Origin of the sequence: Sphingobacterium kyonggiense, from assembly GCF_039536825.1 — a bacterium.
GTDB classification, from domain to species: Bacteria; Bacteroidota; Bacteroidia; order Sphingobacteriales; family Sphingobacteriaceae; genus Sphingobacterium; species Sphingobacterium kyonggiense.
This window is the reverse complement of record NZ_BAAAZI010000010.1, coordinates 264,557-288,901: the sequence shown is the minus strand read 5'-3', so window position 1 is coordinate 288,901 and position 24,345 is coordinate 264,557. Positions and strand designations below refer to the sequence as shown.

Annotated in this window: 25 protein-coding genes; 13 read left to right on the top strand and 12 right to left on the bottom strand. The window is 37.9% G+C overall.

Annotated features, from left to right (window positions below):
• The first annotated feature begins 29 nt into the window (after window positions 1–29).
• The 4 genes from ABD676_RS13025 to ABD676_RS13010 all read left to right on the top strand — a co-directional run bounded on the left by ABD676_RS13025 (window position 30) and on the right by ABD676_RS13010 (window position 4,048).
• Window positions 30–1,130, top strand: a complete 1,101-nt coding sequence (locus ABD676_RS13025; protein WP_344675147.1) for a mandelate racemase/muconate lactonizing enzyme family protein — start codon at window positions 30–32, stop codon at window positions 1,128–1,130.
• A gap of 198 nt (window positions 1,131–1,328) precedes the next feature.
• Window positions 1,329–2,309, top strand: a complete 981-nt coding sequence (locus tag ABD676_RS13020) for a deoxyhypusine synthase family protein (protein ID WP_344675146.1) — start codon at window positions 1,329–1,331, stop codon at window positions 2,307–2,309.
• Between the two features lie 36 nt (window positions 2,310–2,345).
• The gene (locus ABD676_RS13015) at window positions 2,346–2,906 is read left to right on the top strand and encodes a hypothetical protein (protein ID WP_344675144.1); all 561 of its coding nucleotides are present in this window, start codon (window positions 2,346–2,348) and stop codon (window positions 2,904–2,906) included.
• A gap of 191 nt (window positions 2,907–3,097) precedes the next feature.
• A complete protein-coding gene (locus tag ABD676_RS13010; protein ID WP_344675143.1) occupies window positions 3,098–4,048 on the top strand; it encodes a hypothetical protein in 951 nt (316 codons plus the stop codon).
• Window positions 4,049–4,077: 29 nt separating this feature from the next.
• Here the strand turns inward: ABD676_RS13010 and ABD676_RS13005 are convergent, their stop codons facing one another.
• The gene (locus tag ABD676_RS13005; RefSeq protein ID WP_344675142.1) at window positions 4,078–6,480 is read right to left on the bottom strand and encodes an OstA-like protein; all 2,403 of its coding nucleotides are present in this window, start codon (window positions 6,478–6,480) and stop codon (window positions 4,078–4,080) included.
• Window positions 6,481–6,574: 94 nt separating this feature from the next.
• Here ABD676_RS13005 and tilS point away from each other — a divergent pair, with 94 nt between their 5' ends.
• From tilS to ABD676_RS12970, 7 genes are all read left to right on the top strand, one after another.
• Window positions 6,575–7,903: a tRNA lysidine(34) synthetase TilS gene (tilS, locus tag ABD676_RS13000; protein ID WP_344675140.1), complete on the top strand. Its 1,329-nt coding sequence runs from the start codon at window positions 6,575–6,577 to the stop codon at window positions 7,901–7,903.
• 5 nt (window positions 7,904–7,908) lie between these two features.
• The gene (locus tag ABD676_RS12995; protein WP_344675139.1) at window positions 7,909–8,394 is read left to right on the top strand and encodes a hypothetical protein; all 486 of its coding nucleotides are present in this window, start codon (window positions 7,909–7,911) and stop codon (window positions 8,392–8,394) included.
• Window positions 8,395–8,476: 82 nt separating this feature from the next.
• Window positions 8,477–8,779, top strand: coding sequence for a DUF4834 family protein (locus tag ABD676_RS12990; RefSeq protein WP_344675138.1), 303 nt, complete (start codon window positions 8,477–8,479; stop codon window positions 8,777–8,779).
• 36 nt (window positions 8,780–8,815) lie between these two features.
• Window positions 8,816–9,925 (top strand): DNA replication/repair protein RecF, encoded by a 1,110-nt coding sequence (gene recF, locus ABD676_RS12985; protein WP_344675137.1) that lies wholly within the window; start codon window positions 8,816–8,818, stop codon window positions 9,923–9,925.
• Window positions 9,912–10,229: a DciA family protein gene (locus tag ABD676_RS12980; protein WP_344675136.1), complete on the top strand. Its 318-nt coding sequence runs from the start codon at window positions 9,912–9,914 to the stop codon at window positions 10,227–10,229. Before recF ends, ABD676_RS12980 begins: the two co-directional genes overlap by 14 nt.
• A gap of 22 nt (window positions 10,230–10,251) precedes the next feature.
• Window positions 10,252–11,151 carry an EamA family transporter gene (locus ABD676_RS12975; RefSeq protein ID WP_344675135.1) on the top strand — a complete coding sequence of 300 codons (900 nt, stop codon included), beginning with the start codon at window positions 10,252–10,254 and terminating at the stop codon, window positions 11,149–11,151.
• Window positions 11,148–11,705 (top strand): Crp/Fnr family transcriptional regulator, encoded by a 558-nt coding sequence (locus ABD676_RS12970; RefSeq protein ID WP_344675134.1) that lies wholly within the window; start codon window positions 11,148–11,150, stop codon window positions 11,703–11,705. The genes ABD676_RS12975 and ABD676_RS12970 overlap by 4 nt, the downstream gene beginning before the upstream one ends.
• An 11-nt stretch (window positions 11,706–11,716) precedes the next feature.
• On the opposite strand, the gene ABD676_RS12965 is transcribed toward ABD676_RS12970, so the two are convergent.
• A complete protein-coding gene (locus ABD676_RS12965; RefSeq protein WP_344675133.1) occupies window positions 11,717–12,577 on the bottom strand; it encodes a nucleotidyltransferase domain-containing protein in 861 nt (286 codons plus the stop codon).
• A 65-nt stretch (window positions 12,578–12,642) separates the two neighbouring features.
• Here ABD676_RS12965 and ABD676_RS12960 point away from each other — a divergent pair, with 65 nt between their 5' ends.
• Window positions 12,643–13,083 carry an SRPBCC family protein gene (locus ABD676_RS12960; RefSeq protein WP_344675132.1) on the top strand — a complete coding sequence of 147 codons (441 nt, stop codon included), beginning with the start codon at window positions 12,643–12,645 and terminating at the stop codon, window positions 13,081–13,083.
• On the opposite strand, the gene ABD676_RS12955 is transcribed toward ABD676_RS12960, so the two are convergent.
• The 5 genes from ABD676_RS12955 to hemA form a co-directional block, all read right to left on the bottom strand.
• Complete coding sequence (locus tag ABD676_RS12955) at window positions 13,078–13,698, bottom strand: L-threonylcarbamoyladenylate synthase (RefSeq protein WP_344675131.1); 621 nt, start codon at window positions 13,696–13,698, stop codon at window positions 13,078–13,080. The genes ABD676_RS12960 and ABD676_RS12955 overlap by 6 nt on opposite strands.
• A gap of 96 nt (window positions 13,699–13,794) precedes the next feature.
• Window positions 13,795–15,240 (bottom strand): asparagine--tRNA ligase, encoded by a 1,446-nt coding sequence (gene asnS, locus ABD676_RS12950; RefSeq protein ID WP_344675129.1) that lies wholly within the window; start codon window positions 15,238–15,240, stop codon window positions 13,795–13,797.
• Between the two features lie 154 nt (window positions 15,241–15,394).
• Entirely contained in the window at window positions 15,395–16,366 is a 972-nt protein-coding gene (gene hemB / locus ABD676_RS12945) for a porphobilinogen synthase (RefSeq protein WP_344675128.1), read from the bottom strand.
• A gap of 51 nt (window positions 16,367–16,417) precedes the next feature.
• Complete coding sequence (gene hemC / locus ABD676_RS12940) at window positions 16,418–18,013, bottom strand: hydroxymethylbilane synthase (RefSeq protein ID WP_344675127.1); 1,596 nt, start codon at window positions 18,011–18,013, stop codon at window positions 16,418–16,420.
• Between the two features lie 109 nt (window positions 18,014–18,122).
• Window positions 18,123–19,364 carry a glutamyl-tRNA reductase gene (gene hemA / locus ABD676_RS12935; protein ID WP_344675126.1) on the bottom strand — a complete coding sequence of 414 codons (1,242 nt, stop codon included), beginning with the start codon at window positions 19,362–19,364 and terminating at the stop codon, window positions 18,123–18,125.
• A 290-nt stretch (window positions 19,365–19,654) separates the two neighbouring features.
• On the opposite strand from hemA, the gene ABD676_RS12930 reads away from it, so the two are divergent.
• Entirely contained in the window at window positions 19,655–20,071 is a 417-nt protein-coding gene (locus tag ABD676_RS12930) for a hypothetical protein (protein ID WP_344675125.1), read from the top strand.
• A 454-nt stretch (window positions 20,072–20,525) separates the two neighbouring features.
• On the opposite strand, the gene ABD676_RS12925 is transcribed toward ABD676_RS12930, so the two are convergent.
• The 5 genes from ABD676_RS12925 to ABD676_RS12905 form a co-directional block, all read right to left on the bottom strand.
• A complete protein-coding gene (locus ABD676_RS12925) occupies window positions 20,526–21,167 on the bottom strand; it encodes a hypothetical protein (RefSeq protein ID WP_344675124.1) in 642 nt (213 codons plus the stop codon).
• Window positions 21,164–22,240 (bottom strand): aminotransferase class V-fold PLP-dependent enzyme, encoded by a 1,077-nt coding sequence (locus ABD676_RS12920; protein WP_344675123.1) that lies wholly within the window; start codon window positions 22,238–22,240, stop codon window positions 21,164–21,166. Before ABD676_RS12920 ends, ABD676_RS12925 begins: the two co-directional genes overlap by 4 nt.
• A complete protein-coding gene (aat, locus tag ABD676_RS12915) occupies window positions 22,227–22,886 on the bottom strand; it encodes a leucyl/phenylalanyl-tRNA--protein transferase (RefSeq protein ID WP_344675121.1) in 660 nt (219 codons plus the stop codon). Before aat ends, ABD676_RS12920 begins: the two co-directional genes overlap by 14 nt.
• A gap of 11 nt (window positions 22,887–22,897) precedes the next feature.
• Window positions 22,898–23,275 carry a 30S ribosome-binding factor RbfA gene (rbfA, locus tag ABD676_RS12910; protein WP_344675154.1) on the bottom strand — a complete coding sequence of 126 codons (378 nt, stop codon included), beginning with the start codon at window positions 23,273–23,275 and terminating at the stop codon, window positions 22,898–22,900.
• A 172-nt stretch (window positions 23,276–23,447) separates the two neighbouring features.
• On the bottom strand, window positions 23,448–23,897 hold the full coding sequence (locus ABD676_RS12905) for a PepSY-like domain-containing protein (protein ID WP_344675120.1): 450 nt from the start codon (window positions 23,895–23,897) through the stop codon (window positions 23,448–23,450).
• Window positions 23,898–24,345: the final 448 nt, after the last annotated feature.

Genomic DNA, 24,345 nt, shown 5'->3' with positions numbered 1-24,345 from the left:
GTTACATTTGTTAATCCAACAAACGAATTATGTTAATCAAAGAAGTTGAAATTTATAGACTGCGTATTCCTATGGAGCCTTTTGTTATTGCAACAGGCGTTATGGATTATGCGCAAAACACCTTTATTCGTATAAAAACCGATGGAGACCTATATGGAGTTGGGGAATGTTCTGCTTTTCCAATGATCGTTGGGGAAACACAAAACACTTGTATTGCAGTTGCACAGGACTTTGCTAAAATATGGATTGGAAAAGACCCATTGGCGATTGAGGAACGAATGGCCGAATTGCATCTTTACATTGCAAAGAATAACACCATCAAATCTGCCTTTGATATGGCACTATATGATTTGGCTGCTAAACATGCGAATTTACCGTTGTACCAGTTCTTGGGTGGAAAACCTCGGGAAATTATTACGGATATAACTTTGGGGATAGCCTCTCTGGAGGAAATGGCTGCAAAAGCCAAAGCTTTACATGATGGAGGTGCATTTGCCTTGAAGGTAAAACTTGGGAAGAAGCCTCAAGATGATATTGCTCGCATGAAAGCTATTCGTCAAGCAGTAGGTTTTGACATTCCTATTCGCATTGATGCCAATCAAGGGTGGACTTTCGAAGAGGCTGTAGAGGCTTTATGTGGTCTTGAGTCCTTGAAGATTCAATTCTGTGAGCAACCTATGCGAACCTATAACGATCATTTGCTTGCACAGTTACGTACAGAAACCATTGTCCCTATTATGGCCGATGAATCGGTTTATGATCATCATGATGCTGAACGCCTTTGTCGTACAGATTCTTGCGATTACATCAATATCAAATTTTCAAAATCTTCCGGTATTGCTGAGTCCTTAAAGATTCAAGCTGTTGCTGCCGAATACCATATTCCATGTATGATCGGTGGCATGTTAGAAAGCCGCCTAGCATTAGCTGCTAAAGCACACTTTGCTTATGCTGCTCCAAATGTTAAATTCTTTGATTTAGATACCTGTATGGTTGGGCACTTAGTCGATCCAGTTATAGGAGGGATACAATATGATGGTTATTCCATTAAATTAACAGAAGGTCCTGGAATCGCTGCTGATATCGCACCAGACTTTCTAGAAACCTGTGATAAATGGACAATTTCTTAATGATGATTTTACTCCAATTAAACAACGATACTTGGAATCTAGGTACTTCTGAGATCTTGATATTAGGTATTCTTCTGATCATAGTCATCTTTTTCTTGTATATTTTCAAGAAACTATTGAAGCGAAAGTAGCCCACTGGACCTCGTAAATTAGCGTTTAAATAAGTACCTTTGGGAAGATTTATCAGAATATAATATTATGAGTACACAAAGAGGACCTATTTCTCAATTTATTGAGAAAAACTACCTTCATTTTAATGCTGCTTCCTTGGTAGATGCAGCTAAAGGTTATGAAGATCATTTAGCGGCAGGTGGTAAAATGCTAGTATCATTGGCAGGTGCTATGAGTACTGCTGAGTTGGGTATTTCACTAGCTGAAATGATCCGTCAGGATAAAGTAGCTATTATCTCTTGTACAGGGGCTAACCTAGAAGAGGATGTGATGAATTTGGTAGCTCACTCACACTATAAACGTGTTCCAAATTACCGCGATTTAACACCTCAAGATGAATGGGAATTATTAGAAAATCACTATAACCGCGTTACGGATACTTGTATCCCTGAAGAAGAAGCATTCCGTCGTTTGCAATCTCACTTAGAGAAAGCATGGAAAGATGCAGAAGCTAATGGCGAACGTTATTTTCCACATGAATTCTTATACAAAGTAGTCCTTTCAGGTGACCTAGAACAATACTATGAAATCGATCCTAAGAACTCTTGGATTTTAGCAGCTGCTGAAAAGAATATTCCTATTATCGTACCGGGATGGGAAGACTCCACTACAGGTAACATCTTCGCATCTTACGTAATCAAAGGTGAATTAAATGTACATACCGTGAAAACAGGTATTGAATACATGATTTACTTGACAGAGTGGTACCGTGCGAATTCTGGTGGTAAAGGAGTAGGTTTCTTCCAAATCGGTGGTGGTATTGCTGGTGACTTCCCAATCTGTGTGGTTCCTATGATGTATCAAGATTTAGAGTGGCATGACGTACCTTTCTGGTCTTACTTCTGTCAAATATCTGACTCTACAACATCTTTCGGTTCTTACTCAGGTGCAGTTCCTAATGAAAAGATCACATGGGGAAAATTAGATACCGAATCGCCTAAATTCATCGTTGAATCTGATGCAACTATCGTTGCTCCATTGATTTTTGCATGGGTATTAGGACAATAGTATAATTATTATTTAAAGAGGGGATTAGCAATTAAATTGGAAAAGCCATTACATACTACGAATCCAGTAGCGCTTCAAGCCTTACTATCGGAGACTATATTTTCCATTCCAGAGGAAGGACTTCCAGTTACGGAGGTTATTCATGCTAGTCCAATTCAACATCATATTCAAACTCCTTCTAAGGTAGCAACTAATGCTACCCAGGAGGAGTTTATTTTTAAAGGTGATAAATCCACTGGGGTCTTATTTATCCTTCGTTATCCGGAATATCCCTATTTTTCTCCAAAGGCAGAAGAGGCCTTTCTCAAAACCATTGGAGCTTTACATTTGAATGCTGATAATGTGGCTGTAGTCAATTTGGCTAATCCACATAATCCTAATGATTGGAAAAGAATCATGGCATTCTTCCAACCAAAGAAAATAACCCTTTTAGGTGTAGAACCCCTTAGCTTAAATTTGCCCGCCATAGCGCATAACTCCTACATGCGTGGTAGAATCGCTACTGTATTTAATACCTTCTCCTTTGAAGAGATGTTCGCTGATGTACAGAAAAAGAAACTCTTCTGGATGGAATTCAAAACTTTTATCGGAGGATAATAAATTATTTTGTAAATAGCTGTGCTAAGTGATATTCTCCAAAAATCTAACAAAGCTATTTTACCATTTTTATATAATTCCAATAAGTTAATTTCTCTAATTGGAAACTCTTTCCTGTATTTTGTCGTTATCTATTAAGATTCACTAAGGCATTTAGATAGAAATTGTCTAGTACTTTTATTCAAATAGCAATGAAAAATATTCTGATACAATTATTTATCCTTCTCCCTTTTTTGTCTTCCTGCCAATCAAATGAAAAGACAACATCGTCAAAAGATTATATAGAAGCAAGTGCTTGGATTTCGTATGGAAAGTACAGCCCAAAGGGTAAGATCTATGTCGATAAACGCCTTCAGGAAGTTGATAAATCCAAAGCGAGTTATTACCTGGAGAAGGAAACTTTAGGCCAGGAGATTATTCCACGATTTGAATATAGGGGTAATACAGGAGACCATCATGAGGATAATAAGAAGTATGAAGACACCCCAATAATCAAGTATTTATATAAGTATAAGGGGATTCAAGATGATAAGATTGCTATTGTTACGACAGCTTCCGAATTAGTGGATGCACCAGGAGAATTTCTCTTTGATGGAAAAGCTTTTTCGGTCTATCCCAATGAGCAAGTACATGAAGTATTTCGCTTTGAAGTTGCCAGGATAAATGGCGAGTTATTGCGGTATGATGATACGGGGAAATTGCTTGAAACACGCTATTTCGATCAAGGACAAGAATATTGGAATACCTTAGATAAGGAAAGAGTACATCAGGATTTGGTTGGTACATGGACAATGGAGCTGGAGAATGATGGATCTTTCAAGAAGGTAATCTTGGTGATGGAGCTGTTGGAAACAGGGATGATGAAAACTTATCAAGAGATTTATTATAATGATGCTGATGCGGGGAAATTGCAATGGCGTCTAAGTGAATCGAATGAAAAGGAAGCAACTACCGCCTTATGGATTTATATCCCTTTATCAAATACAACAGGTGAGTTTCAGGTTCAATTGAAAGGAAAGACCATTGAAAATGATAAAGTAACCATCATTGATAAGGATCATATGAAATTTGAGATTACCTATTTGGCACCTAAATATGCCGATTCTAAAATCAAAGGTTATGATTTCAAGCGGAGGAAATAGATAAAGACATTAAATAGAAAAGGCAGGAATTAATTTCCTGCCTTTTCTATTTCCTTCAGTGGCTTCAGCACTGGATTTACTTTCTTTTGTAATGTATCTACTGCTGGTGTTTCTTTTATTGGGGTCAAAGGTTTCTCGATTTTCTTTGTTGAATCCTCTTCCCCTTTTTCTACTGGTACTTCTTTTTTCTCCGTTGGTTTACTTGAAGTTCCTTTCTCCGGTGGAACATCAGGTTTACCATCACCATCAGCATCTAGAACTGTAGGCGATTTTGATCGCTTCCTGCTCATCATGTCTTCAACTGATTTAGGTCTATCTTCTGGCTTCCAGATAAAGCCAGGAAGAACTTCATTTTCCTGTGTAATAAACTTTAAAGGATAAATCTTTTGGTCTACCTTATGAATCGAATGATAGTCGATGATTTGTTTGCCTTCCATCTTAATCTTGATCCGGCTACTGCGATCATGAAACATCTCTTTAATTCTATTGGTCTTATCAAAAGTGGTAAATACCAAGTTCTCTGCATTTCCATCGACATAGATGCGATCAATATTATTATTGGCAAAGAAGGCTGTAATCTTTCTTCCTTTCAGTTGATTAAATTTAACCGTGTCAGCTACAGCATTCACCATAAACGCATTATCCTTCAATAAGGCATTGTCCATCTTGTTGTTCTTGATCTGCATGTATATGGTATCCGAGGATATTTGAGAGCCATCTGACCAGATCATTGGTTTACCCATGAAACGAAACATGGAATCCACCATGCCATAATACACCGAATCAGAAACAGCCTGCAGGTCCGATTTATAGACGCGCACATTGTAATAGGCACGCACAATCCTTGTCCTGGCCGTGTCGGAATAGAGAACAGTAGAATCTTTTATGGTCGTATCTGCGGTTTGGGCAGCCACGAATGCCTTTTTCATAATACTATCTTGTTCTTTTCCAGTAGGCATAACTGCATTACGCCTTAATACCGAATCTGCTTTGGAATTAATTTGAATTTGTTTTGCATCCAAAGGTTTCGGAGGCGTCTTTTTTTCAGGTGCTGTTACTTTTGCCTTTTCCTGTTTTGGAGCTTGTCTTTTAACTGGATTTAGCTGTGGTGTTTTTAAGGATGTAGAATCCAATTGAGTCGAATCTCCTGTGGAAACTATATCAATTTCTTCAGGATCTCCATAGTCAACATCTTCACTCGTCTCCAATGTACCTCCATCCCGACTTAATTTAAGGTCTAAAGGTTTATAGTCTTTGACTAGGATTACTTTGGAAAATATAGTATCCGCAGTCATATAAGCCGTATCTACTTTGATATTGTCCTTAACAGGAGGACTCAATACGGAATCTGGAGGCGCTATTGCCACTTGTTTTATACCTTGATTTGAAAGTTCCTTACGTTCTTTCTCCGCTTGTTTCTCTTGTTCCTTTTGAACTTTCTCTTGTTCCTTCTCTAGTTTTCGCTGTTCTTTCTTTGTCAGCGGTTTAACCAAGGTAGAATCAGTGGCGGTAGAATCATTATTACTGGAGTCTTGTTGAACCACGTATTTAATCAATGGTCGCGTATGCATCATAATTGATTGATCCGATTCTAAGTATCGACCAAACTCACCAGAAGCATAAAACTTATCTAAAGTATCAATGAAAAGTACGTTACGGAAGGCCTCACCAATACCTTTATCCCGATCATAAAACAAACTGTCACCTTTTAAGAAACGACTTCCTTCAGTATATAAGTTGTTTTTATTGAATTTGGCAATTCCAAATGCCGTATTGTAACTTCCTTTTTCTGTATAAAGCTTTTCCCCTTTACGGCCGTTGATATTCGTAGGACCAAAGAAAAAAGCATCACGATACATGGTATTGTACTGCAATGTATCGGTGTAAATAACAGCACTTGGCGTTCTCACAATAACCTTATTTCGGAAATAGGCATCCTTCGTACGCTCAAAGTAATAAGCGTTCTTAGAAGTGATGGTATCGCCTTTGCCGACAATTCTTCCCCCACCAGTATATGTTCCGGTTTGTTTACCTGTATTGTAGGTCAGGTAATTTGTAGTTAAAGTGGTCTCCCCATCAATCATACGCACATTTCCAGTTAATACGGCTTGTTGGCTTGAGGCACTATAGTCTAAGCGATTCGAATAAATGACAGTACCAGAAGGTTGAGTAATAACCACATTACCTATGGCTTTGAAGTATTCATTTCCGATATCGTCTTTATAATAATCACCTGAGTCTGCAGCCAATTGCGAACCTTTATGTTCATAAACGGCATTGTAGGCTCTAAAAATCTTCTGATTGATACCACGAGCACTGGAAGAAGAAACCAAACGCATAGGTTCTCCCGCTCCTGGAGGAGGGGTTAAAGGATCTTGTCCATAGCTGCTAAGGCAGAATAAGCTCAGAAACAGTAATAATAGGTATCTCACAAGCGCAAAAATATACAATTAATTAGCAAAAAATTGTTAAACAATAATTTTTAATCGCAATCAAGAAGAAGTATTAAATACCTATTTTTGAACGATGAGCATTTTGGATCATTTAAAAGCCTATATTTCGCAGCTTGATTTAGTGAAAACTACGGATAAGCTGCTCCTTGCTGTCAGTGGGGGCAAGGATTCTATGCTAATGACCAAATTGTTCCTTGACCTTGGTTATACCTGCCAAATCGCCCATTGTAATTTTCAATTGCGGGATAAGGAGTCTGATTTAGACGAACAATTGGTTCGATCATATGCCCAAGAATTAGGATTCCCAATTCATGTAAAGCACTTTAATACGGCAGATTATGCGGAGGAAAATAAAATCTCCATTCAAATGGCTGCCCGTGATTTACGATATGCCTGGTTTGAAGAGCTTCGAGTTTCTCAGAACTTAGATTATATAGCCATTGCTCAACATCAAAATGATCACTTGGAAACGGTATTGCTCAATCTGACTAGAAGTACTGGATTAAAGGGTTTATTGGGCATTGCTCCTAAAAGGCATACGATCATTCGGCCTTTGTTAGGATTTACAGCAGATGAAGTGGCCGAAGCTGTAAAGGAATTACAGGTGCCATACCGTGACGATCAATCTAACTTTTCGACAAAATATGCACGGAATAAAATCCGATTAGATATCATTCCCAAATTCAAGGAAATTCAACCAGACTTTGAGCAGATCTTAAAGAACAATATTCAGCACTTTGAAGATAGCTATCATTTCATCCAACGAATTGTAGATGAAAAGCGAATAACACTTTTTAAACAAAATGGGCAAACTATTCACATTGCGCGTGAAGAGTTAAACCCATTCATAAAGGACGATTATTTTTTATTCGAATTATTTAAACCTTTTGGCTTTCAGAAGTCTATTTTGAAGGAGATGGCGGCTGTCTGGGATAAGCCAATGGGGCAAGTATTTGAGGCAGATCAATATGAAATGCTGATGGATAGGGATCAACTTCTACTTAGACCTCGAGCTAATTCAAAGAAGTGTGAATCGATTCAGATAACAAATCTTGTAGATAAATATTCTTGTTGGGTTGGTACATTGAGTTTCCAAACTAATAAAGATTTTGTTAAATCAAGTAATCCTAATCAAGTACAGGTGGATGCTGAACTGATAAAACTACCTTTATCCCTTAGAACATGGGAAAAAGGAGATTGGTTCATCCCATTAGGTATGCAAGGAAAGAAGAAGATCAGTGATTTCTTTATTCAGCAGAAGGTTAACCGATTTGAAAAAGAAGAAGTGCCTATTTTGTGCAATGGGGAAGGTGAAATTATTTGGATAATTGGTCAGCGTTTAGATAATCGCTTTAAAGTGACAGAAAATACAAAGAAAGTACTTACTTTAGTATTCTATTAAGAAAGATGACAGAGCAACCTTTATTTCAGGAAAAACAGTACTTAGGACGAGACATGACTTGGATAAGTGTTCGCTTAATCCTGGCCTTGTTCTGTTTTGTCGCTTATTACATTAACTGGGAACACATGGTCTCAAGACAACTATTTTTTATTGTCGGGGTTGGTATTTTGATCGTTTCCATCATCATGTTATACCTTATCAGTTACCGGACGAAGGTTACTGCTACCCATGTTATCCTGAGTGGACTGTGGACTACCTCTTTAGTTAAGATTGACTTAAATTCCATCAGTAAAATAGAGAAAAAGAAGTACTCAAGCTACTTTTTCAATAACCCAGTTTATAATTTGCATAAGAACGGTAAAATCCGTTTCTATTCTGGAGGAAAGGATGCAGTTTGGTTAACAGATAAAGATGGATTAATCTATGTGATTGGTTCTCAGCAACCTGCTCAATTGTTCCAGGCAATTGAACAAGCGAAAAAGAATTCTTAAAAAATTGTTAACTGATATTTCCTTGACAATTTGCCTTCCAAGGCTTCTATTTATTTATTAAATTTGAGAAAAAGCATTAGAAATGACATTTATCTATTTCCTTATATCAATAGTTGTATTTTACTATATTTTTAAATTCGGCATGCGTCTTTTATTGCCTTTCTTCATGAAGAAAGTAGCGGAGAAGATCATGAACGGTCAACAAGGGCAGTATGCCAATGAAGGTCCTCAACAAGGACGTTATCAAGACCCTTTCAGCCAGTTTAAAAATAGAGACTCAAGACCTGACGGTCGTGTTCAAGTGGATTATATGCCCCCAAAAGCTAAAAAAGGTAAAGGGACTGAAACCGCAGGTGAGTTTGTCGATTTTGAAGAGGTAAAATAAAATAAGCCCATCTAAAAAGAGTATCTTTGCTTTCCTATGTGGTTAAAGCATTTATCTGTATTAAACTTTAAGAATTATACGGAATCCTTCTTGGATTTTTTACCAGAAACCAATGCCTTTACTGGGCAAAATGGATCTGGTAAAACCAATCTGTTGGATGCCATTCATTATTTATCCCTCTGTAAGTCTTTTTTCAACCCTATTGATTCACAACATATCAAAAAGGGGGAAGATTGGTTTATGGTACAGGGAGAGTTTGATCGTGAATTGCTATGTGATACCGTATCTTGCAGTATCAAGAAAAACCAAAAGAAACAATTCAAGAAGAATAAAAAAGAATATGGTCGTCTAGCTGATCATATTGGACAATTCCCTTTGGTGATGATTTCCCCGAATGATACTTCCATTATCATGGAGGGAAGTGAGGAACGACGCAAGTTTATTGACAATGTCATCTCCCAAACAGATAATCGATATCTAGATATTCTTATAAACTACAACCGAATTTTATTGCAAAGGAATACCTTATTGAAGAATATTCGAGAGAAGGGTGTTTTTGATGTGGGTCTTTTGGAAGTGCTGAATTTACAACTTGTGGAATTTGGTGAACAAATCTATGCAAGGCGTCAGCAATTCATGGAGGAATTTCTTCCTCAATTTATGCGCTATTACCAGTTCCTATCCGATGATGCCGAACAAGTAACACTTGTTTATGAATCGCCATTGCAAAACAAAGATTTCCTAGTCCTATTAAACGAGAGTTTAGAAAAAGACAGAGCACTTGAACGAACTAGTGTAGGTATTCATAAGGACGATTTGTTGTTTAGCATTCATGAAGGCATGCCATTGAAGAAGTTTGGTTCACAGGGTCAACAGAAATCATTCTTGATTGCCCTGAAGTTGGCACAATATGCTTTCTTTAAGGATAAAAAGCAATTTAAGCCTTTGCTTCTCTTGGATGACATCTTTGATAAACTAGATGAAAACCGGACCAAGAAATTAATGCAATTGGTTTCTGAGGATGAATTTGGACAGTTGTTCCTAACAGATACCGATGCACATAGAATTCGTAGAATTTTTGAAGAAATAGGTCAGCCTATTCGTATCTTTGATATTCAAGGAGGTCAAGTCAATGGGCAAGTATAATAGGGATGATGCATTCCGCCGAAGTGATGATATTACCATCAAACAAGCGGTAGATAAACTTTTAGAAGTTTATCGTTTGAGAAGGAAGTTCGATGAAACATCCATTGTTGCCGCTTGGCCAGAACTGATTGGACAAGCAATCGCCAACCGAACCCAACAAATCTATATTCGAGATAAAAAGCTATTTGTAAAAGTAGAATCTGCAGTCATAAAGAATGAATTAGCGATGATGCGTAGACAGATTATTGGCCGCGTTAATGAATACGTAGGCCAGGTTGTCATCGAAGAATTTGTAATTCTATAATTCTTTTTTCCGTACCAAACCTATGAAGTATTATCTTTCTGCCCTCACCGGTTTTATTATCTGGGGAACATTTGCTCTTGTACTAAAACCATTAGGTGCCTATGCTGCTTTAGACATTCTCCTACATCGAGTACTCTTTGCTTCCTTTTTCATCGTAATAGCTTGTTTTCTTTTTCGGAGAAAGCAAGCCCTTCAAAGTATTCAATACCTGAAAACATTAGCCGGCAAAGATCGCAACAAACTTTTGATCAATATTTTTGCTAGTGCACTATTACTAGCCATGAATTGGTTTTTATTCATCTATGTGATGAATGCTGTCTCCGTCAATGCCACTTCTTTGGCCTATCTCATCTGCCCCATACTCACAACCGTATTGGCAAGTATATTTCTAAAAGAAAGGTTAAATAAAGGTCAATGGTTTGCTGTGGGTCTAAGCGTTGTTAGCTGCCTTCTAATGGCCTATGGTCACTTTATCGACTTGTTCTATAGTTTTATTATAGCGTTGTCCTACGCGGCTTATTTGGTCTTACAAAAGAACGCATCCAAACTTGATAAATTCTTTACCCTGACCATCCATATCTTGGTGAGTACCATTTTACTATTACCTATACTGGGGATAATTGACCATTCTGTAGCAAAAACCAATGAATTTTATTCTTTCATACTTATCATTGCTATAGGATACACGATTATACCTTTGTTTTTGAATATCTATGCCCTAAAGGGATTAGATTCATCCGTTGTAGGAATTTTACTCTATGTAAATCCTATAATTGCGTTTTTCCTGGCGATATTTTATTACAAGGAAAGCATCAATAGCTTTCAAATTATTGGCTTTAGCTTAATTTTCATTGCGATTATTATCTTCAATGTTGCCTATCTTTATGAAAGAAGGAAAACAAGAAGCATTCGCAGCCTATGAGTAATTTTAAAGCACAACTCTTCCAGTTATTTGAATTATCAGAAGATCAAGCAGATTTCATTGTTTCCAAATTCACAAGGGAATCATTTAACAAGCAAGAATTATTTCTAGAGACTGAAAAACAATGTGACCGATTAAGTTTTATTGAATCCGGTTATTTCCGAGTATTCAAATGGACGGAGCAAAAGGAAGTCACTCAATGGATAGGAGGAGCAGGATATTTTATTACTGACTTATCCTCCTACATCTTTGATCAACCAGCACTATGGTCCATCGAAGCCTTAAGTCCAGCAGTTGTCTGGTCTCTCAGTAAATCCGATTATCGACAATTAGAACAAGAAATCCCCAACTGGAATGTTCTTGAAAAACGCTTTATAGCGAAATGCTTTATGCAATTGGAAAACAGAATATTCAATTTTATTGCCCTAAGCGCCGAAGAACGCTATAAACAATATTTTGAAAACAATAAAGAACTCTTTAATCAAGTGCCATTACAGTATATCGCATCAGTCCTTGGTATGAGCCCCGAAACCCTGAGTAGGGTGAGGAGATAGCGGTCTCCCCCTCAATTCACCACTACCAATGACTCGATCTCAATCAATAACAACTTGGCAATATTCAAGCTCTCTTGTGGATTCTCACTCAAATTATGAAACAATTCCTCAATTCTTGCCGCATAGTTAATCGGTGCAAATTGAAAACTCATAATCCGATGTACCGCTTTCTTTTCATTTAGCATATACACCTTGTTTTTAGCAAAAATCACCTGATTAAAAGCAGAAATCATTTTAAACAGTAAACCATGAAAATAATAAGGATCCTGGTTGCCCAAGTTCTTTTTAGCGAGCATAAGATAAAATTCGGCTTCGAAGCCAAAGAATTGCAATAGGTTTTGTTGTAGGCTAGAAGGATACTGTTGGGCTAGGATTTTAAGGTCTGAGAAAGAAGCCTCACGAGCGAAAATAACTTTATTGTAGGCCAATTCACCTCGGTACATGTAGTTCATATAGGCATGAGGATGTCCTGGCTGATAATTTGCCTGAAATGTTCCCTGATTGGTATCTTGAATCACTTGCTTTACACGAGCGATATCCCGAAAGATTAAATCCACGGCAATTTCATTGATCTGCAGCCAAGCGCCAAAGTTAACCCATGGCCCCCAATCACCTTCTTTTCCTATTAATCCTTTTCGATGACTATCATCCAAACGGCTGGCTGCAACATTTAATGCGTCGAAATCAAAAATTGATGCATTATAATAAATGCCCACGTCGATATCCGATTGAGGTCCTGCTGTACCTGTAACTCGTGAACCTCCTAAAACGATAGCCTCTACTCCGGAAACTTCTGATAACGCCTCCTTAATTCGTCCTAATATGCCCTGTATATCCATCTTATTGCCCGTTAATTCGCTATTGATGTTCAATTTACAAATATTTATTCTTGATAAATGTCAAGTGGCTTAAAATAGATGCTAATTAACTTTGTTCTATGAAAACGACAATAGAAACACAACAGATCATACAAGCGCCTATTTCTAAAGTATGGCAAATTTTGACTCGATTTGAAGATTATCCTAAATGGAGCCAGTTTATTAAGGAGTTTTATGGTAATCCAACTGTAGGGTCTCGAATAGGAGTGCTTTTGAGTCCTCCTGGGGGAAAGAGCATGAAGATGAATCCCGTTTTCCTAAAAATTGATAAGGAGCGGGAGTTACGATGGCGTGGGAGCCTTATTGTAAAGGGTATTTTTGATGGGGAGCATTATTTCATACTCCAAAAAATAAACGAGAATAGCACCAAATTAATTCAAGGAGAGAACTTTTCTGGAATTCTAGTGCCTCTGCTTAAGAAAATGATTATGGGCAGTACCCTAAAAGGTTTCGAACAATTTAATCAAGCCATAAAAGAAAGGGCCGAGCAGGGCTTATAAGTATTGATCCAAATCGCCTTTCCCTTCACGGATTACTTCGAAATCACCTGAAGTTAAATCTACAACAGTAGAAGCGACGTTATCACCATATCCACCGTCGATAACCAGATCTACCTTATCTTGGTATTTCTCATAAATCAATTCTGGATCGGTAGAATATTCTATGATTTCATCATCATCATGAATGGAAGTTGTCACAATAGGATGTCCTAATTGTTTCACCAACTCGCGGATGATGTTGTTATCAGGAACACGGATACCGACAGTTTTCTTCTTTGAGCTCAGAAGTTTTGGAACTTGTGAACTCGCATTGAAAATAAAGGTAAAAGGACCAGGAAGTGCTTTTTTCAACACACGGAATACTGTGGTGTCAAAAGGCTTTGTATATTGAGAAATATCCGTTAAATCGTAGCAGATAAAAGAAAGATTAGATTTCTCAGGCTTCAATCCACGTAAAGCATAAACTTTCTCAATGGCTTTCTGGTTGGTTATGTCACAGCCCATCCCGTAAACCGTATCGGTAGGATAGATGATGACACCACCTTTACGAAGTACCTCTACAGCCTCTTCAATGGCTTTTGGGCTTGGATTATCATTATAGATTTTTAGTAACATAACTCTTCTTGGTTTGACAGTAAATATTCCTTATAGGATAAACAAAGACCGCCAAAATTAGTTTTTTAACGGTCTTTATCTTTAATATGGTATTTGTTAAAATTCTGCGTTGTTAGGTGTTCTTGGGAATGGAATTACATCGCGGATGTTAGTCATTCCTGTGGTAAATAGTACCAAACGTTCAAATCCTACACCGAAACCGGAGTGAGGTACTGAACCGAATCGGCGTGTATCTAGGAACCATTCCATTTCTTCTGTAGGAATACCTACTTCAGCCATTCTGGTTACCAATTTCTCTAAATTCTCCTCACGTTGTGATCCACCAACCATCTCACCAATTCCTGGGAAAAGGATATCCATGGCACGAACCGTTTGTCTGCCTTGTGCATCCACTGGGTTCTGTTTCATGTAGAAAGATTTAATCTCTCTCGGATAGTCTGTTAAGATAACCGGTTTTTTGAAGTGTTTTTCTACCAAGTAACGCTCGTGTTCCGACTGCAAGTCAGCACCCCATCCTTCAATTAAATATTTGAATTGCTTCTTCTGGTTAGGCTTGCTCTTTAATAAGATATCAATAGCTTCAGTATAAGTTAGACGCACAAAGTCATTCTCCAATACGAAGTTTAATTTGTCTACTAAGTTCAATTCGGAACGTTCTTGTTGCGGTTTGGATTTCTCTTCTTCCAATAAACGGTTTTTCAAGAACTCAATTTCTTCTGGACAGTTTTCTAAAGCATATTTAATAACATACTTCAATAGATCTTCTGCCAAGTCCATATTGTCTTCCAACTCATAGAATGCCATTTCTGGCTCGATCATCCAAAACTCAGCTAAGTGGCGAGTAGTGTTGGAGTTCTCAGCGCGGAATGTTGGTCCGAAGGTGTAAATATTTCCAAATGCTAATGCAGCAAGTTCCCCTTCCAATTGACCAGATACCGTAAGGTTCGTCGATTTACCAAAGAAATCTTCTTTGAAATCGATTTCTCCCTGCTCTGTTCTTGGAAGATTATTTAAATCCAACGTCGTTACGCGGAACATTTCTCCTGCTCCTTCAGCATCTGAACCCGTAATGATTGGTGTATGCATGTAAACGAAATCACGCTCTTGGAAAAACTTATTGACAGCAAATGCTAATGCATTACGTACTTTGAAAATCGCATTGAAAGTTCCGGTACGAAAGCGTAAATGTGCAATTTCGCGTAAAAATTCTAAGCTGTGTTTTTTAGGCTGTAAAGGGTATTTCTCTGGATCAGAATCACCGATGATACTCACTTCAGTAGCCTTGACTTCCACACGCTGTCCCTTTCCTAAGGATTCAATTAAATTACCTTTAACACGAACGGCAGCACCTGTAGTGATTCTTTTCAAAATCTCATCAGGGGTATTTTCAAAATCGATTACAGCTTGTATATTATTGATGCTTGAGCCATCATTAATGGCAATGAATTGATTGTTACGGAAGGTGCGAACCCATCCTTTTACAATAACTTCTTTTCCAAACTCTTCTGATTTTAATAATTCTTTTATTCGCGTATGTTCCATGTTTATGAAATAATAAATAATGCTCGCTATTAAGCTTACAAAAATAGCCAATTAATTGATTTCTCAACTAAAAATATCAATTGTTAGGCTTTGAATAGGTTAATTTGAAACAAATAAGGGGAAGTTGACACAACTTCCCCTTATTCTTATCGTTTTATTTTACCCAACCTTTTTCCAACACCTCTTTGGCATGGTAGGTTAGGATGGAAGTTGCTCCTGCTCGTTTGAAACTCAATAAGGTTTCCAAGATCACTTGTTCTGAAAGCCATCCGTTTGCAATTGCCGCTTTTAGCATCGCATATTCGCCGGATACATTGTATGCTGCGATTGGAAGATCAAAATTGTCATGCAATAATTTGATTACATCCAAATAAGGCAATCCCGGTTTTACCATTAAGAAATCTGCTCCTTCTTCGGCATCCAATTGCGCTTCAATTAACGCTTCACGACTATTTGCCGGATTCATCTGATAGGATTTCTTATCACCTTTTTTAGGCGCTGAACCCAAAGCGTCACGGAATGGACCATAATATGCCGAGGCATATTTTGCGGTGTAAGACATTAATGAAACATTGCTGAATCCATTAGCATCTAGGGTTTCTCTCAAATAACCGATACGTCCATCCATCATATCGGATGGTGCAATGATATCAGCACCTGATTCCGCATGTGCCAATGCCATTTTTCCCAATACTTCCAGGGTCTCATCGTTTAAGATCTCACCGTTCTCCACAATACCATCGTGACCATCAGAACTATATGGGTCCATAGCTACGTCTGTCACGACACAAGCCTCTGGAAATTCTTTTTTAACAGCTTCTATTGCACGTAAATATAAAGTACCCTTACGGTAGCTTTCTGTTGCATATTTGTCTTTTAAAGATTCCTCAACCGCAGGAAACAAATCAAAAGCCTTTAAGCCCAACTTCATACAGCTCTCTACTTCTCTCAATAGGTTGTCTACCGAGTAACGGTAGATGCCAGGCATTGAGGATACCTCAACTTTTTGATTATCTCCATCAACAATGAAAAGTGGAAAAATAAGGTTGGCCGCAAATAAGTGGTTCTCTTGAACCATATCGCGTATAACTGCCGATTTCCTGTTTCTTCTAGGACGATGTAACATGATAATTTATTTAATGTAAAAAGGGGGTGCATTCCCCCTTAATTGTATTTTTTAATGTTTTTTATAGTCTAATCCGAATATAGCTTCCGATAAACCAATTTCATCTGGGGTGAATGGCAAATGATATTTTAATCCTAAGTGCGCAATTGCTGCTGCTGTAGAATGTCCGATACAGATGATCTTCTGATCTGGATCCGCTAAATTCTCACGGAAATAAGCTTCAACATTACTTGGACTGGTAAATACCATAACTTCTGCATTCGTTTTGTCCACATTCTCCTCGATCACCGTTTCGTAAATCGGCATATCAATAACTTTAGTTTCTGGAGTCAAGGCCTTTTGAATGGTCATCAATGAACCCTCTGCACGAGGAATCAATACCGTCTGACCACTTACCATTTTAGCAAATTCCTTAGCAATATCCTCTGTTTCTATACCTAAATTATCGCCAGAGAAATCCGCTACGCGATTGAATTTACGTAAGGTGTCTTCTGATCCACGACCTAAAACCGCAATCTTAGTTTTCTTCAGAATCAATGGCTCCAACTTAAAGAAGTGCTCAATCGCATTCTTACTGTTGAAGAAGATCCAGTCCGCACGTTTTAGAATAAAAGAATCTAATTTATTGATGGTAGGGAAAATACGGATCAACGAACGAGCATCAATCTGTATGTTATGTTTCGCCAAAAATCTTCCTAAGTAAGAATTTTCTGCTAGGTCACGTGTGATAAATACCGAAGTCGGTAATGCACGGTCCTTGCTGTATTTTTCAAATATCTTAGCTGCCAGACCATCTACTGTTTCCGATTGAAGGAATACTCGGTCCGGAAAATCTTCATTGGTATCTGCAATGGATGTCCAGGATTGGAACATACCATCTTTTTTACGGCAGTAAGAGCCAAGAGGCGCATGACAGCCGGCATCAAATAAATTCAATACCTTCCGTTCAACGGAAATGGCTTCTGCCACATCCTTATCATGAATACCTTGTAATAAATTAAATAGTTCTTGATCGGACTCACGAATCTGAATAGCCAATACTCCTTGAGCAGGAGCAGGGATAATTTCTACCGGAGAGATCTCTTCTAAATGAAAGTCAGAGAGATCCATATTAATACGTGCAATACCTGCTTTTGCTAACATGATCGCATCGTATTTTTCATCCCTTAATTTTTGCACACGTGTTTGTAAGTTCCCACGAAGGTCATCAAACTCCAAATCCGGACGTAGCGACAGTAATTGTGCCTTTCTACGGTTGGAGGATGTACCTATGGTCGCATTATGTTTTAAGGAAAGTCGTTTACTGATATCAACACAGTCTTTATGAACGATAAGTAATTCCGAAGGGTCTTCTCGTTCTGAAACTGCTGCAATGATTAATCCTGGTGGGTTTACCGTCGGTAAATCTTTGTGTGAGTGAACGGCTAAGTCAATGCCGCCAGAAAGTAACTCTTCTTCAAGTTCTTTCGTAAAAAATCCCTTGCCTTCTAGTTTGTCAAGACGAAGATGTTGGATGATATCACCTTGGGTTTTGATGATTTTCAATTCGGCTTCAACATTAATCTCCGCTAATCGGTCCTTTACATAGTTTGCTTGCCATAAAGCTAATTCACTGCCTCGGGTACCGATAATTAATTTTCTATTCACGTTCAAAGATTTACAAATTAATAATTCGGAGTCAAAGTTAAGGAAATAGCCTATTAGTTCTGCCTTTTTATTGTCAGAATCCCCGAATATTTAAATAAAATGTTTATGATTAATTGCTTTCAGATTCAGCAGATTTTACCAAGATCTCTTTTGCGATTACCATGGGTACTTTGATGTATTTTTTCTCCATGTAATTGATCACCTTGTTCAGGATCTCGCGCGCTTGAGGATCAAGTTGTTCCATCTCATTGGCAAATACTTCTGTCATGGCCAACTCACGAATAGCCTTGATTTGCTCTGGAACTTCCTTCATCGCCACTTCTACACGACGCTGTTTTAGGATTGGTAAAAATTCTTTGATATTTTGATCAATGATCTTAGCCGCATTTTCCAATTCCGAATAACGCTCTTGGATGTTTTTCTCCGCAATCTGCTGTAAGCTGCTTACTTCGATGTAATGAACCTGATGCTTAGCGATAATCTCTGCATCGATGTCATTTGGAATGGCTAAGTCAACAATGACCTTCTTATCGTCTTCACCGTTTAAAAGAGATTGATATAGGTCATCATGAATGATAGCCTCCGGGGCACCTGTACAGGTGATCATCACATCAAATCCTTTTTTGTAGTTCTTTAACTCCGATAAAGGGTAGACCGGTGCCTGTAATTCTGCAGCTAGCGTTGCAGCATTCGCAACTGTACGGTTAAAGATGGTGAAATTGCTGTATTTATGTTTCTTCAAATACTTCGCTAAATTCTGGTTCGTCTCACCAGAACCTATAACCAAGATTCTCGGGTTGTCCTTTAATTTTACTTCACGAAGCTTACGGTAAGCTAATGAAACCACTGAAATAGGGTTTCTTGAAATATTGGTGTAGGTATATACTTCTTTTGCTGTTTTAACCAAACGGTCCATCATCAGACGTAAGAAGTCTCCAGTAAATCCCGCCGCTTTACAACGATCGTATGCACGACGTATCTGCGCCAAAATCTCTTTCTCCCCAACTACTAAACTCTCCATGGAACAAGAAGTGCGGAACAAATGTTCCAATGCTTCCTGACCGGAATAACGAATAACCTGACTCAAATAATTCTGCATACGCTCCGCTGGAACACAGAAATTCATCTTGTCAAGAAATTGTACTACAAAATCATCGCTTAACTCATGTGGACCATAGAAAACAAACTCAACACGATTACAGGTGCCAATATAGAATATTTCCGGAATGTCTAAGTTGTTTTTTAGGTTAATAAGGCGATTATCCAACTCCTCATTGCATATAACCAAATTCCCCAAATCTTTTAGATCGACATGTTTATGGGTAAACGCTATAACTTTTAAATTCTTCAAAGCTTAATCTTTCGCCAATAATTTTGTACTGCAAATGTAGATTAAAACCTTTGTGATATTGTCAAAAATCTGTCAATACAATGAATTTAGAACGATTATAAATAATGTTAATTTATTGTTAAATTACAGATTGATAGTTCGTTATAAATCAAAGCGCGGATTTTATGTGATGAGAATCATAATTTGAACGTCCGTTTTATGACGCTTATTACGCTTCTGAGCGATAATTTTTTACTGCTCATAGCTGAATTTCAAGACGAATGTTCATATTTGGAAAAAAATTAATACTCATGCGCTTATACAAACCATTAGCCTACTTAGGTTTTATTGTCGTTTTCTTAGCAGCTATATTCTGCCCCTTCCTAAAAGTTCCTATTAAAGGCAACTGGAACCTCTATCAGGTGGATTTCTCCCTATATGTCATCACAAATGGTTTATTGGGATTGTCCGTGCTCTTCTTTTTCATCAGGAAGTTAGCTGCATTCCGATTCGTCGCTGCCGCATTATTCATTTGGACCATCCTTTCCTTAATCTTAGTATACCTGCAAATAAATAATTATTTCGGTATCAAATTAATCGATGGCTTATTGGCAAAGACTCTTCACTTGAAGTGGGGTTGGGTTCCCTTGATCCTTGGTGCTTTGCTTTTGTTTATTTCTGTGCGAAAAACGAAGCATTCCAATGTAGAAAAACAAGAAGTAAAATAGACTTTCAATTCAAATTATAGAAAAAGCCCAATAATCAATTTCAGATTATTGGGCTTTTTCTATGTGGTATGGTTTAATTCTTTATAAATAGAAACTCCACTAAGGCGCTCATTTATTTTCTCATTCCTTCATTATTCATAATATATTTCCTGCATTTTCCTTTGATACTCTTAGGGAATTTCCTTGGATCTGATATGGATTTTGTTCGGAACTCCTTCGGATCTCGTTCGGTCGGAACCGAACGAGATCCGAAGGAGTTCCGAACAAGTTCCGAAGGAGATCCGTATGAGTATCGAATAAAACCTCTGTAAGAGACTGTTAGATATCAGACAAAAGACAACAGATTTCGCAATGTCTGATATCTGATGTCTGTTGTCTGTCGTCTCCTAACTCTATTATCTGATGTCTATTGTCTGTCGTCTCCTAAAAACCACTACCCACTAATTCTTTAGGGTTATTTCTGTGGTCTATGGGAGATAAAATGAGCTTTCAATTTATCAATGCCAATATTTTCTTCAATTTTATCCAGTTCAAAAAGCCATGCTTTCTCTGGTAATACCTCTGAGTGTTCTTTGGAGTTTATTAGTTCTAGAGGTTTAACCTTGATGGATTTCTCGATTGGCGAATTTGCCTGATACGACTTTCTGGAACTACGGATAATTTGGAATTCCAGAGTAGGCCATTTATTGATTGCTGAAAAGTTTGCGGTATAAATTTGATTGTACTCGCTAGCTGGGATGATATTGGCAAAAATTCCGGTTCGTTTATTCCCATTCACCTCAGAAACGGAGACCAATAGTTCATAAGAAGTCTCATTGACCAAGTAGAATTTTACTAGACCCTCTTTTTGTTCACCGGTTAGCCCAAGGAATATGCCTTTGTCGATGAAAGGAAGATTTTGATTGACCTGTACGGGTTCATCATCTTCTTCCATACGCATGTTTCCATGTACTAAGGTAATTTTACTTTGCATCACTGGGATTTCAAATCCCGTTTCATCCGTTACACCTACTAATCCGTTTTCAAGGAAAGAGGTGATATGTCCTTCGATTGGTTCATCGACGAAGCGTACGAGGTCGCCTATTTTATAGTTCATTGTATACTTTCTAAAATGTTTATTAAACGATGTATATCCGCCAGGTTGTTGTATAAATGCAAGCCTATGCGAATGCCTGTTCCCCTAGGGAAACATTTTACACCAGAATTTAACAGGTTGGGGTAGAGCTTCGGGTCAATTTGGATATTGATAACTGAAGATTGTACGGCTCGTTTGGTATGCGGTAATAGCCAACCGCGCTCACCCAGTAATTGATAAGCCTCTTTTTTTAAGGCTTGAAGATGGGATTCAATATTGTTTAATCCGATGTCGGATAAAAAAGTCAAGGAATGTCCCAGGGTACCATGCGACAGCGTGTCTTGGTGTCCCGGTTCAAAATAGGTGCTTAAAAGTGATTTATTTGCCCACATGGCAGCCTGAGGTTTGGGGATATCCTTTGCTTGTTCATGTATTAATTCTACTATCTGATCACTTAAACAGATAAATCCATTTCCAAATCCTGATAATAACCATTTATAACCTGAGCTAGCAACCGCATCAAATCCTGATTCTGTAAAATTGAATGGTTCTGTTCCTAAATATTGTGTTCCATCTGCAAGGATTAAAAGAGAAGGATTTTCTTTTTTCAGCTTCTTGATGAAGTTTAGATCCACCTTAAGACCGGATATGTATTGTACAATACTGAGCACCAATACATCGGGTTTATGGAATTTAATAGCTCCGGAAAGATCTTCTTCCAATTGCGTGGAAGGTTTGATCTGGACATAATTCAATTTCCGGTTTACAATTGGATATTGCAGGGAAGGGTATTCTTCTTCCAAAACCAAATACCGATAGCCCTTCGGCAATAGATCGATCAGGGTATTGTATCCAAAGGAGAAATTCGGGGTCAAAAAAGTCTGCTCAAATTTGGAATGAAACAGGTCGACGACTTTTTGTTTAACCCCAACGAGGAATTCCAATTGCTTATCGCGTAAATCACTTGCGGTATCAAAGAAGCTGATATCACGCTCCAATCGCCATGTTTTGCTGGTTTTAGGCAGCAAACCATTGCCTGGAGTATTGAGGTAGAGGATATCATTTGGAATATCAAAGTGTTTATTGTAATCCATATGCAGTTGTTTCTTGTTTTGCTAAGATAGATAGAAACTCTTTTTGAGGCATTGATGAAGCCCCCATGCTTAATAAATGTTCTGTCGGGAATTGGCAATCTATTAACTGGATGTCGTAGGAGGTTGCCAAATGAACTAATGCTATTTTGGAGGCATTAGAGACCTTCGAGAACATGCTTTCGCCACAAAATACCCGGCCAATCAAAACACCATATAAGCCTCCGACCAGTTCATCATTTTCCCAAACCTCTATGCTATGGGCAATCCCTAGCTCATGTAATCGGATATATGCTTCGATCATCTCTTGGATGATCCAAGTTCCCGCTTGATCTTTTCTGCTTATTTCCGCGCAGTTCTTAATGACAACTTGGAAATCTTGATTGGCTGTTACACGGAATTTTTTTGACTTGATGACCTGTTTCAAGCTTTTTGAAACATGGATGTTTTCACAAGGAATGACAAATCGCATTAATGGTGCATACCACAGAATTGGACTGTCTTCATCGTACCATGGGAAGATTCCATGTTGATACGCTAGGATTAAACGCGCTGGTTGGAGATCTCCACCGATGGCAAGTAGGCCATCCTCATCCGCCAAGGACGGATGGGGAAATGCTATTTTCTGTTCATCCAAGAGGTAAGCCATACGAATAGGCTCTAGTCTTCGTCAGGTTGTCTAGGTTCCTTGCTGATTTCATCAAATAATTTATCCATATGCTGAACATACTCATTGGTGTCATCAAGGAAAAATTCCAATTGAGGAACAATACGTGCTTGGTTCTTAATTCTCGTTCCCAGTTTATAACGGATTTCATTGCTCTTGCTCTTTATCTGTTCGATATCCTCTTTTGCCGTTTTGGTGTTTAAGAAGCTAAGGTAAACGCGAGCGATTGCTAGGTCTGGTGTTACCCTTACTTTGGTGACAGTAATAAAGGCTCCCGGTGCCCAAGCGTTGCCATCACGCTGAAACATCTCCGCCAAATCCTGTTGGATAACCCCTGCAAATCGTTGTTGTCTTTTACTTTCTGTTCCCATCATATTACGATTGCAAGATTACCGAATTGTAATCTTGTTGCACAAATATAAGAATTTAGCATGAAGCAATAACCAATGCATTAGGGCAACTTGCGGAATAATCACCTAAAAATGAAAAAAGGCATCCCGATATCGAGATGCCTTCCACTTGTTTGAATTGTTTTTTGTTTAGTTATTCGTCAACCTTGACAAAGTTCCCCTGTAAATCGAAGTCAAGATCGGTTCCATCTGTCAATTCAATTTCATAACCATCGTCCTCAATTTCGATGCTGTTGACACCTAAACCTGGGTAGTTGATGGCTAAATAGGCTAAGATCTTCTCCGGAACAAATTCCGAAGGGATGGATTGGTCATCCTCTACAGCTTCAATTTCTACCCAATTCCCGTCCTTGTCAAATTCAATTTTAATCCCGTTGTCCAAGATTACTTCGAATTCTTTTTTAGTTAGATTGTCATTTACCTTAGAAACCTTTACCACCTTGGCAGTTTTAAATTTTGCCGTGATGAATGTGTTGGCTTTGCCCGGTAATACAATCTCATTACCAACATTGTCTTTGCTACATGAAATTGCAGTGATTGCAATAGCTAATAGGAAAGATAACCCCAATAGAAATTTTTTCATAGTTCTGTTTTTTATAAGTAATTGTTTCAGTAAACAATGCAACCCCAATTTTTTCAATATTGCATCTGTTTATGTTAGCCTTCATATCGATATCAATGCCAATTATGTAAGACTTTTAGAAACTCGTCATTTTAATTATTAGCGTATATTTTAAAATATGGATAAATCAATGAATTATAGCAATTAAAGTGTTAATGAATAATTTATTCACGAAATACGCACTTGTTAGTTTTATGTTACATTAATGTTACGTAATTGTATTAATTAATATTCAGTTTGTACTCTAAGTTGGACATAGCCTAAATCATATTTTATAGCATGGTCATGATATGCGGTAAACAATTGGGATATCTAAGCAAAAAGTGTTTTTTATCATGAAAAAGGGCTTTATTGCAAGAATTGGATTATGAAAAAATAGTCCATAAAAAAAAGACTTGTCGTGGGCATG

Bases quoted from the DNA above. Each gene is read 5' to 3' on its own strand.
- ABD676_RS12955 (WP_344675131.1), bottom strand. From the start codon at position 13,698: ATGTTACTAAAAATCTATAATGATAATCCAAGCCCAAAAGCCATTGAA.
- ABD676_RS12925 (WP_344675124.1), bottom strand. From the start codon at position 21,167: ATGAACTATAAAATAGGCGACCTCGTACGCTTCGTCGATGAACCAATC.
- ABD676_RS12990 (WP_344675138.1), top strand. From the start codon at position 8,477: ATGACATTTATCTATTTCCTTATATCAATAGTTGTATTTTACTATATT.
- ABD676_RS13020 (WP_344675146.1), top strand. From the start codon at position 1,329: ATGAGTACACAAAGAGGACCTATTTCTCAATTTATTGAGAAAAACTAC.
- ABD676_RS13010 (WP_344675143.1), top strand. From the start codon at position 3,098: ATGAAAAATATTCTGATACAATTATTTATCCTTCTCCCTTTTTTGTCT.
- tilS (WP_344675140.1), top strand. From the start codon at position 6,575: ATGAGCATTTTGGATCATTTAAAAGCCTATATTTCGCAGCTTGATTTA.
- ABD676_RS12995 (WP_344675139.1), top strand. From the start codon at position 7,909: ATGACAGAGCAACCTTTATTTCAGGAAAAACAGTACTTAGGACGAGAC.
- ABD676_RS12975 (WP_344675135.1), top strand. From the start codon at position 10,252: ATGAAGTATTATCTTTCTGCCCTCACCGGTTTTATTATCTGGGGAACA.
- asnS (WP_344675129.1), bottom strand. From the start codon at position 15,240: ATGGAACATACGCGAATAAAAGAATTATTAAAATCAGAAGAGTTTGGA.
- ABD676_RS12980 (WP_344675136.1), top strand. From the start codon at position 9,912: ATGGGCAAGTATAATAGGGATGATGCATTCCGCCGAAGTGATGATATT.
- hemB (WP_344675128.1), bottom strand. From the start codon at position 16,366: ATGTTACATCGTCCTAGAAGAAACAGGAAATCGGCAGTTATACGCGAT.
- ABD676_RS12905 (WP_344675120.1), bottom strand. From the start codon at position 23,897: ATGAAAAAATTTCTATTGGGGTTATCTTTCCTATTAGCTATTGCAATC.
- rbfA (WP_344675154.1), bottom strand. From the start codon at position 23,275: ATGGGAACAGAAAGTAAAAGACAACAACGATTTGCAGGGGTTATCCAA.
- ABD676_RS13025 (WP_344675147.1), top strand. From the start codon at position 30: ATGTTAATCAAAGAAGTTGAAATTTATAGACTGCGTATTCCTATGGAG.
- ABD676_RS12920 (WP_344675123.1), bottom strand. From the start codon at position 22,240: ATGGATTACAATAAACACTTTGATATTCCAAATGATATCCTCTACCTC.
- ABD676_RS12930 (WP_344675125.1), top strand. From the start codon at position 19,655: ATGCGCTTATACAAACCATTAGCCTACTTAGGTTTTATTGTCGTTTTC.
- ABD676_RS12970 (WP_344675134.1), top strand. From the start codon at position 11,148: ATGAGTAATTTTAAAGCACAACTCTTCCAGTTATTTGAATTATCAGAA.
- recF (WP_344675137.1), top strand. From the start codon at position 8,816: ATGTGGTTAAAGCATTTATCTGTATTAAACTTTAAGAATTATACGGAA.
- aat (WP_344675121.1), bottom strand. From the start codon at position 22,886: ATGGCTTACCTCTTGGATGAACAGAAAATAGCATTTCCCCATCCGTCC.
- ABD676_RS12960 (WP_344675132.1), top strand. From the start codon at position 12,643: ATGAAAACGACAATAGAAACACAACAGATCATACAAGCGCCTATTTCT.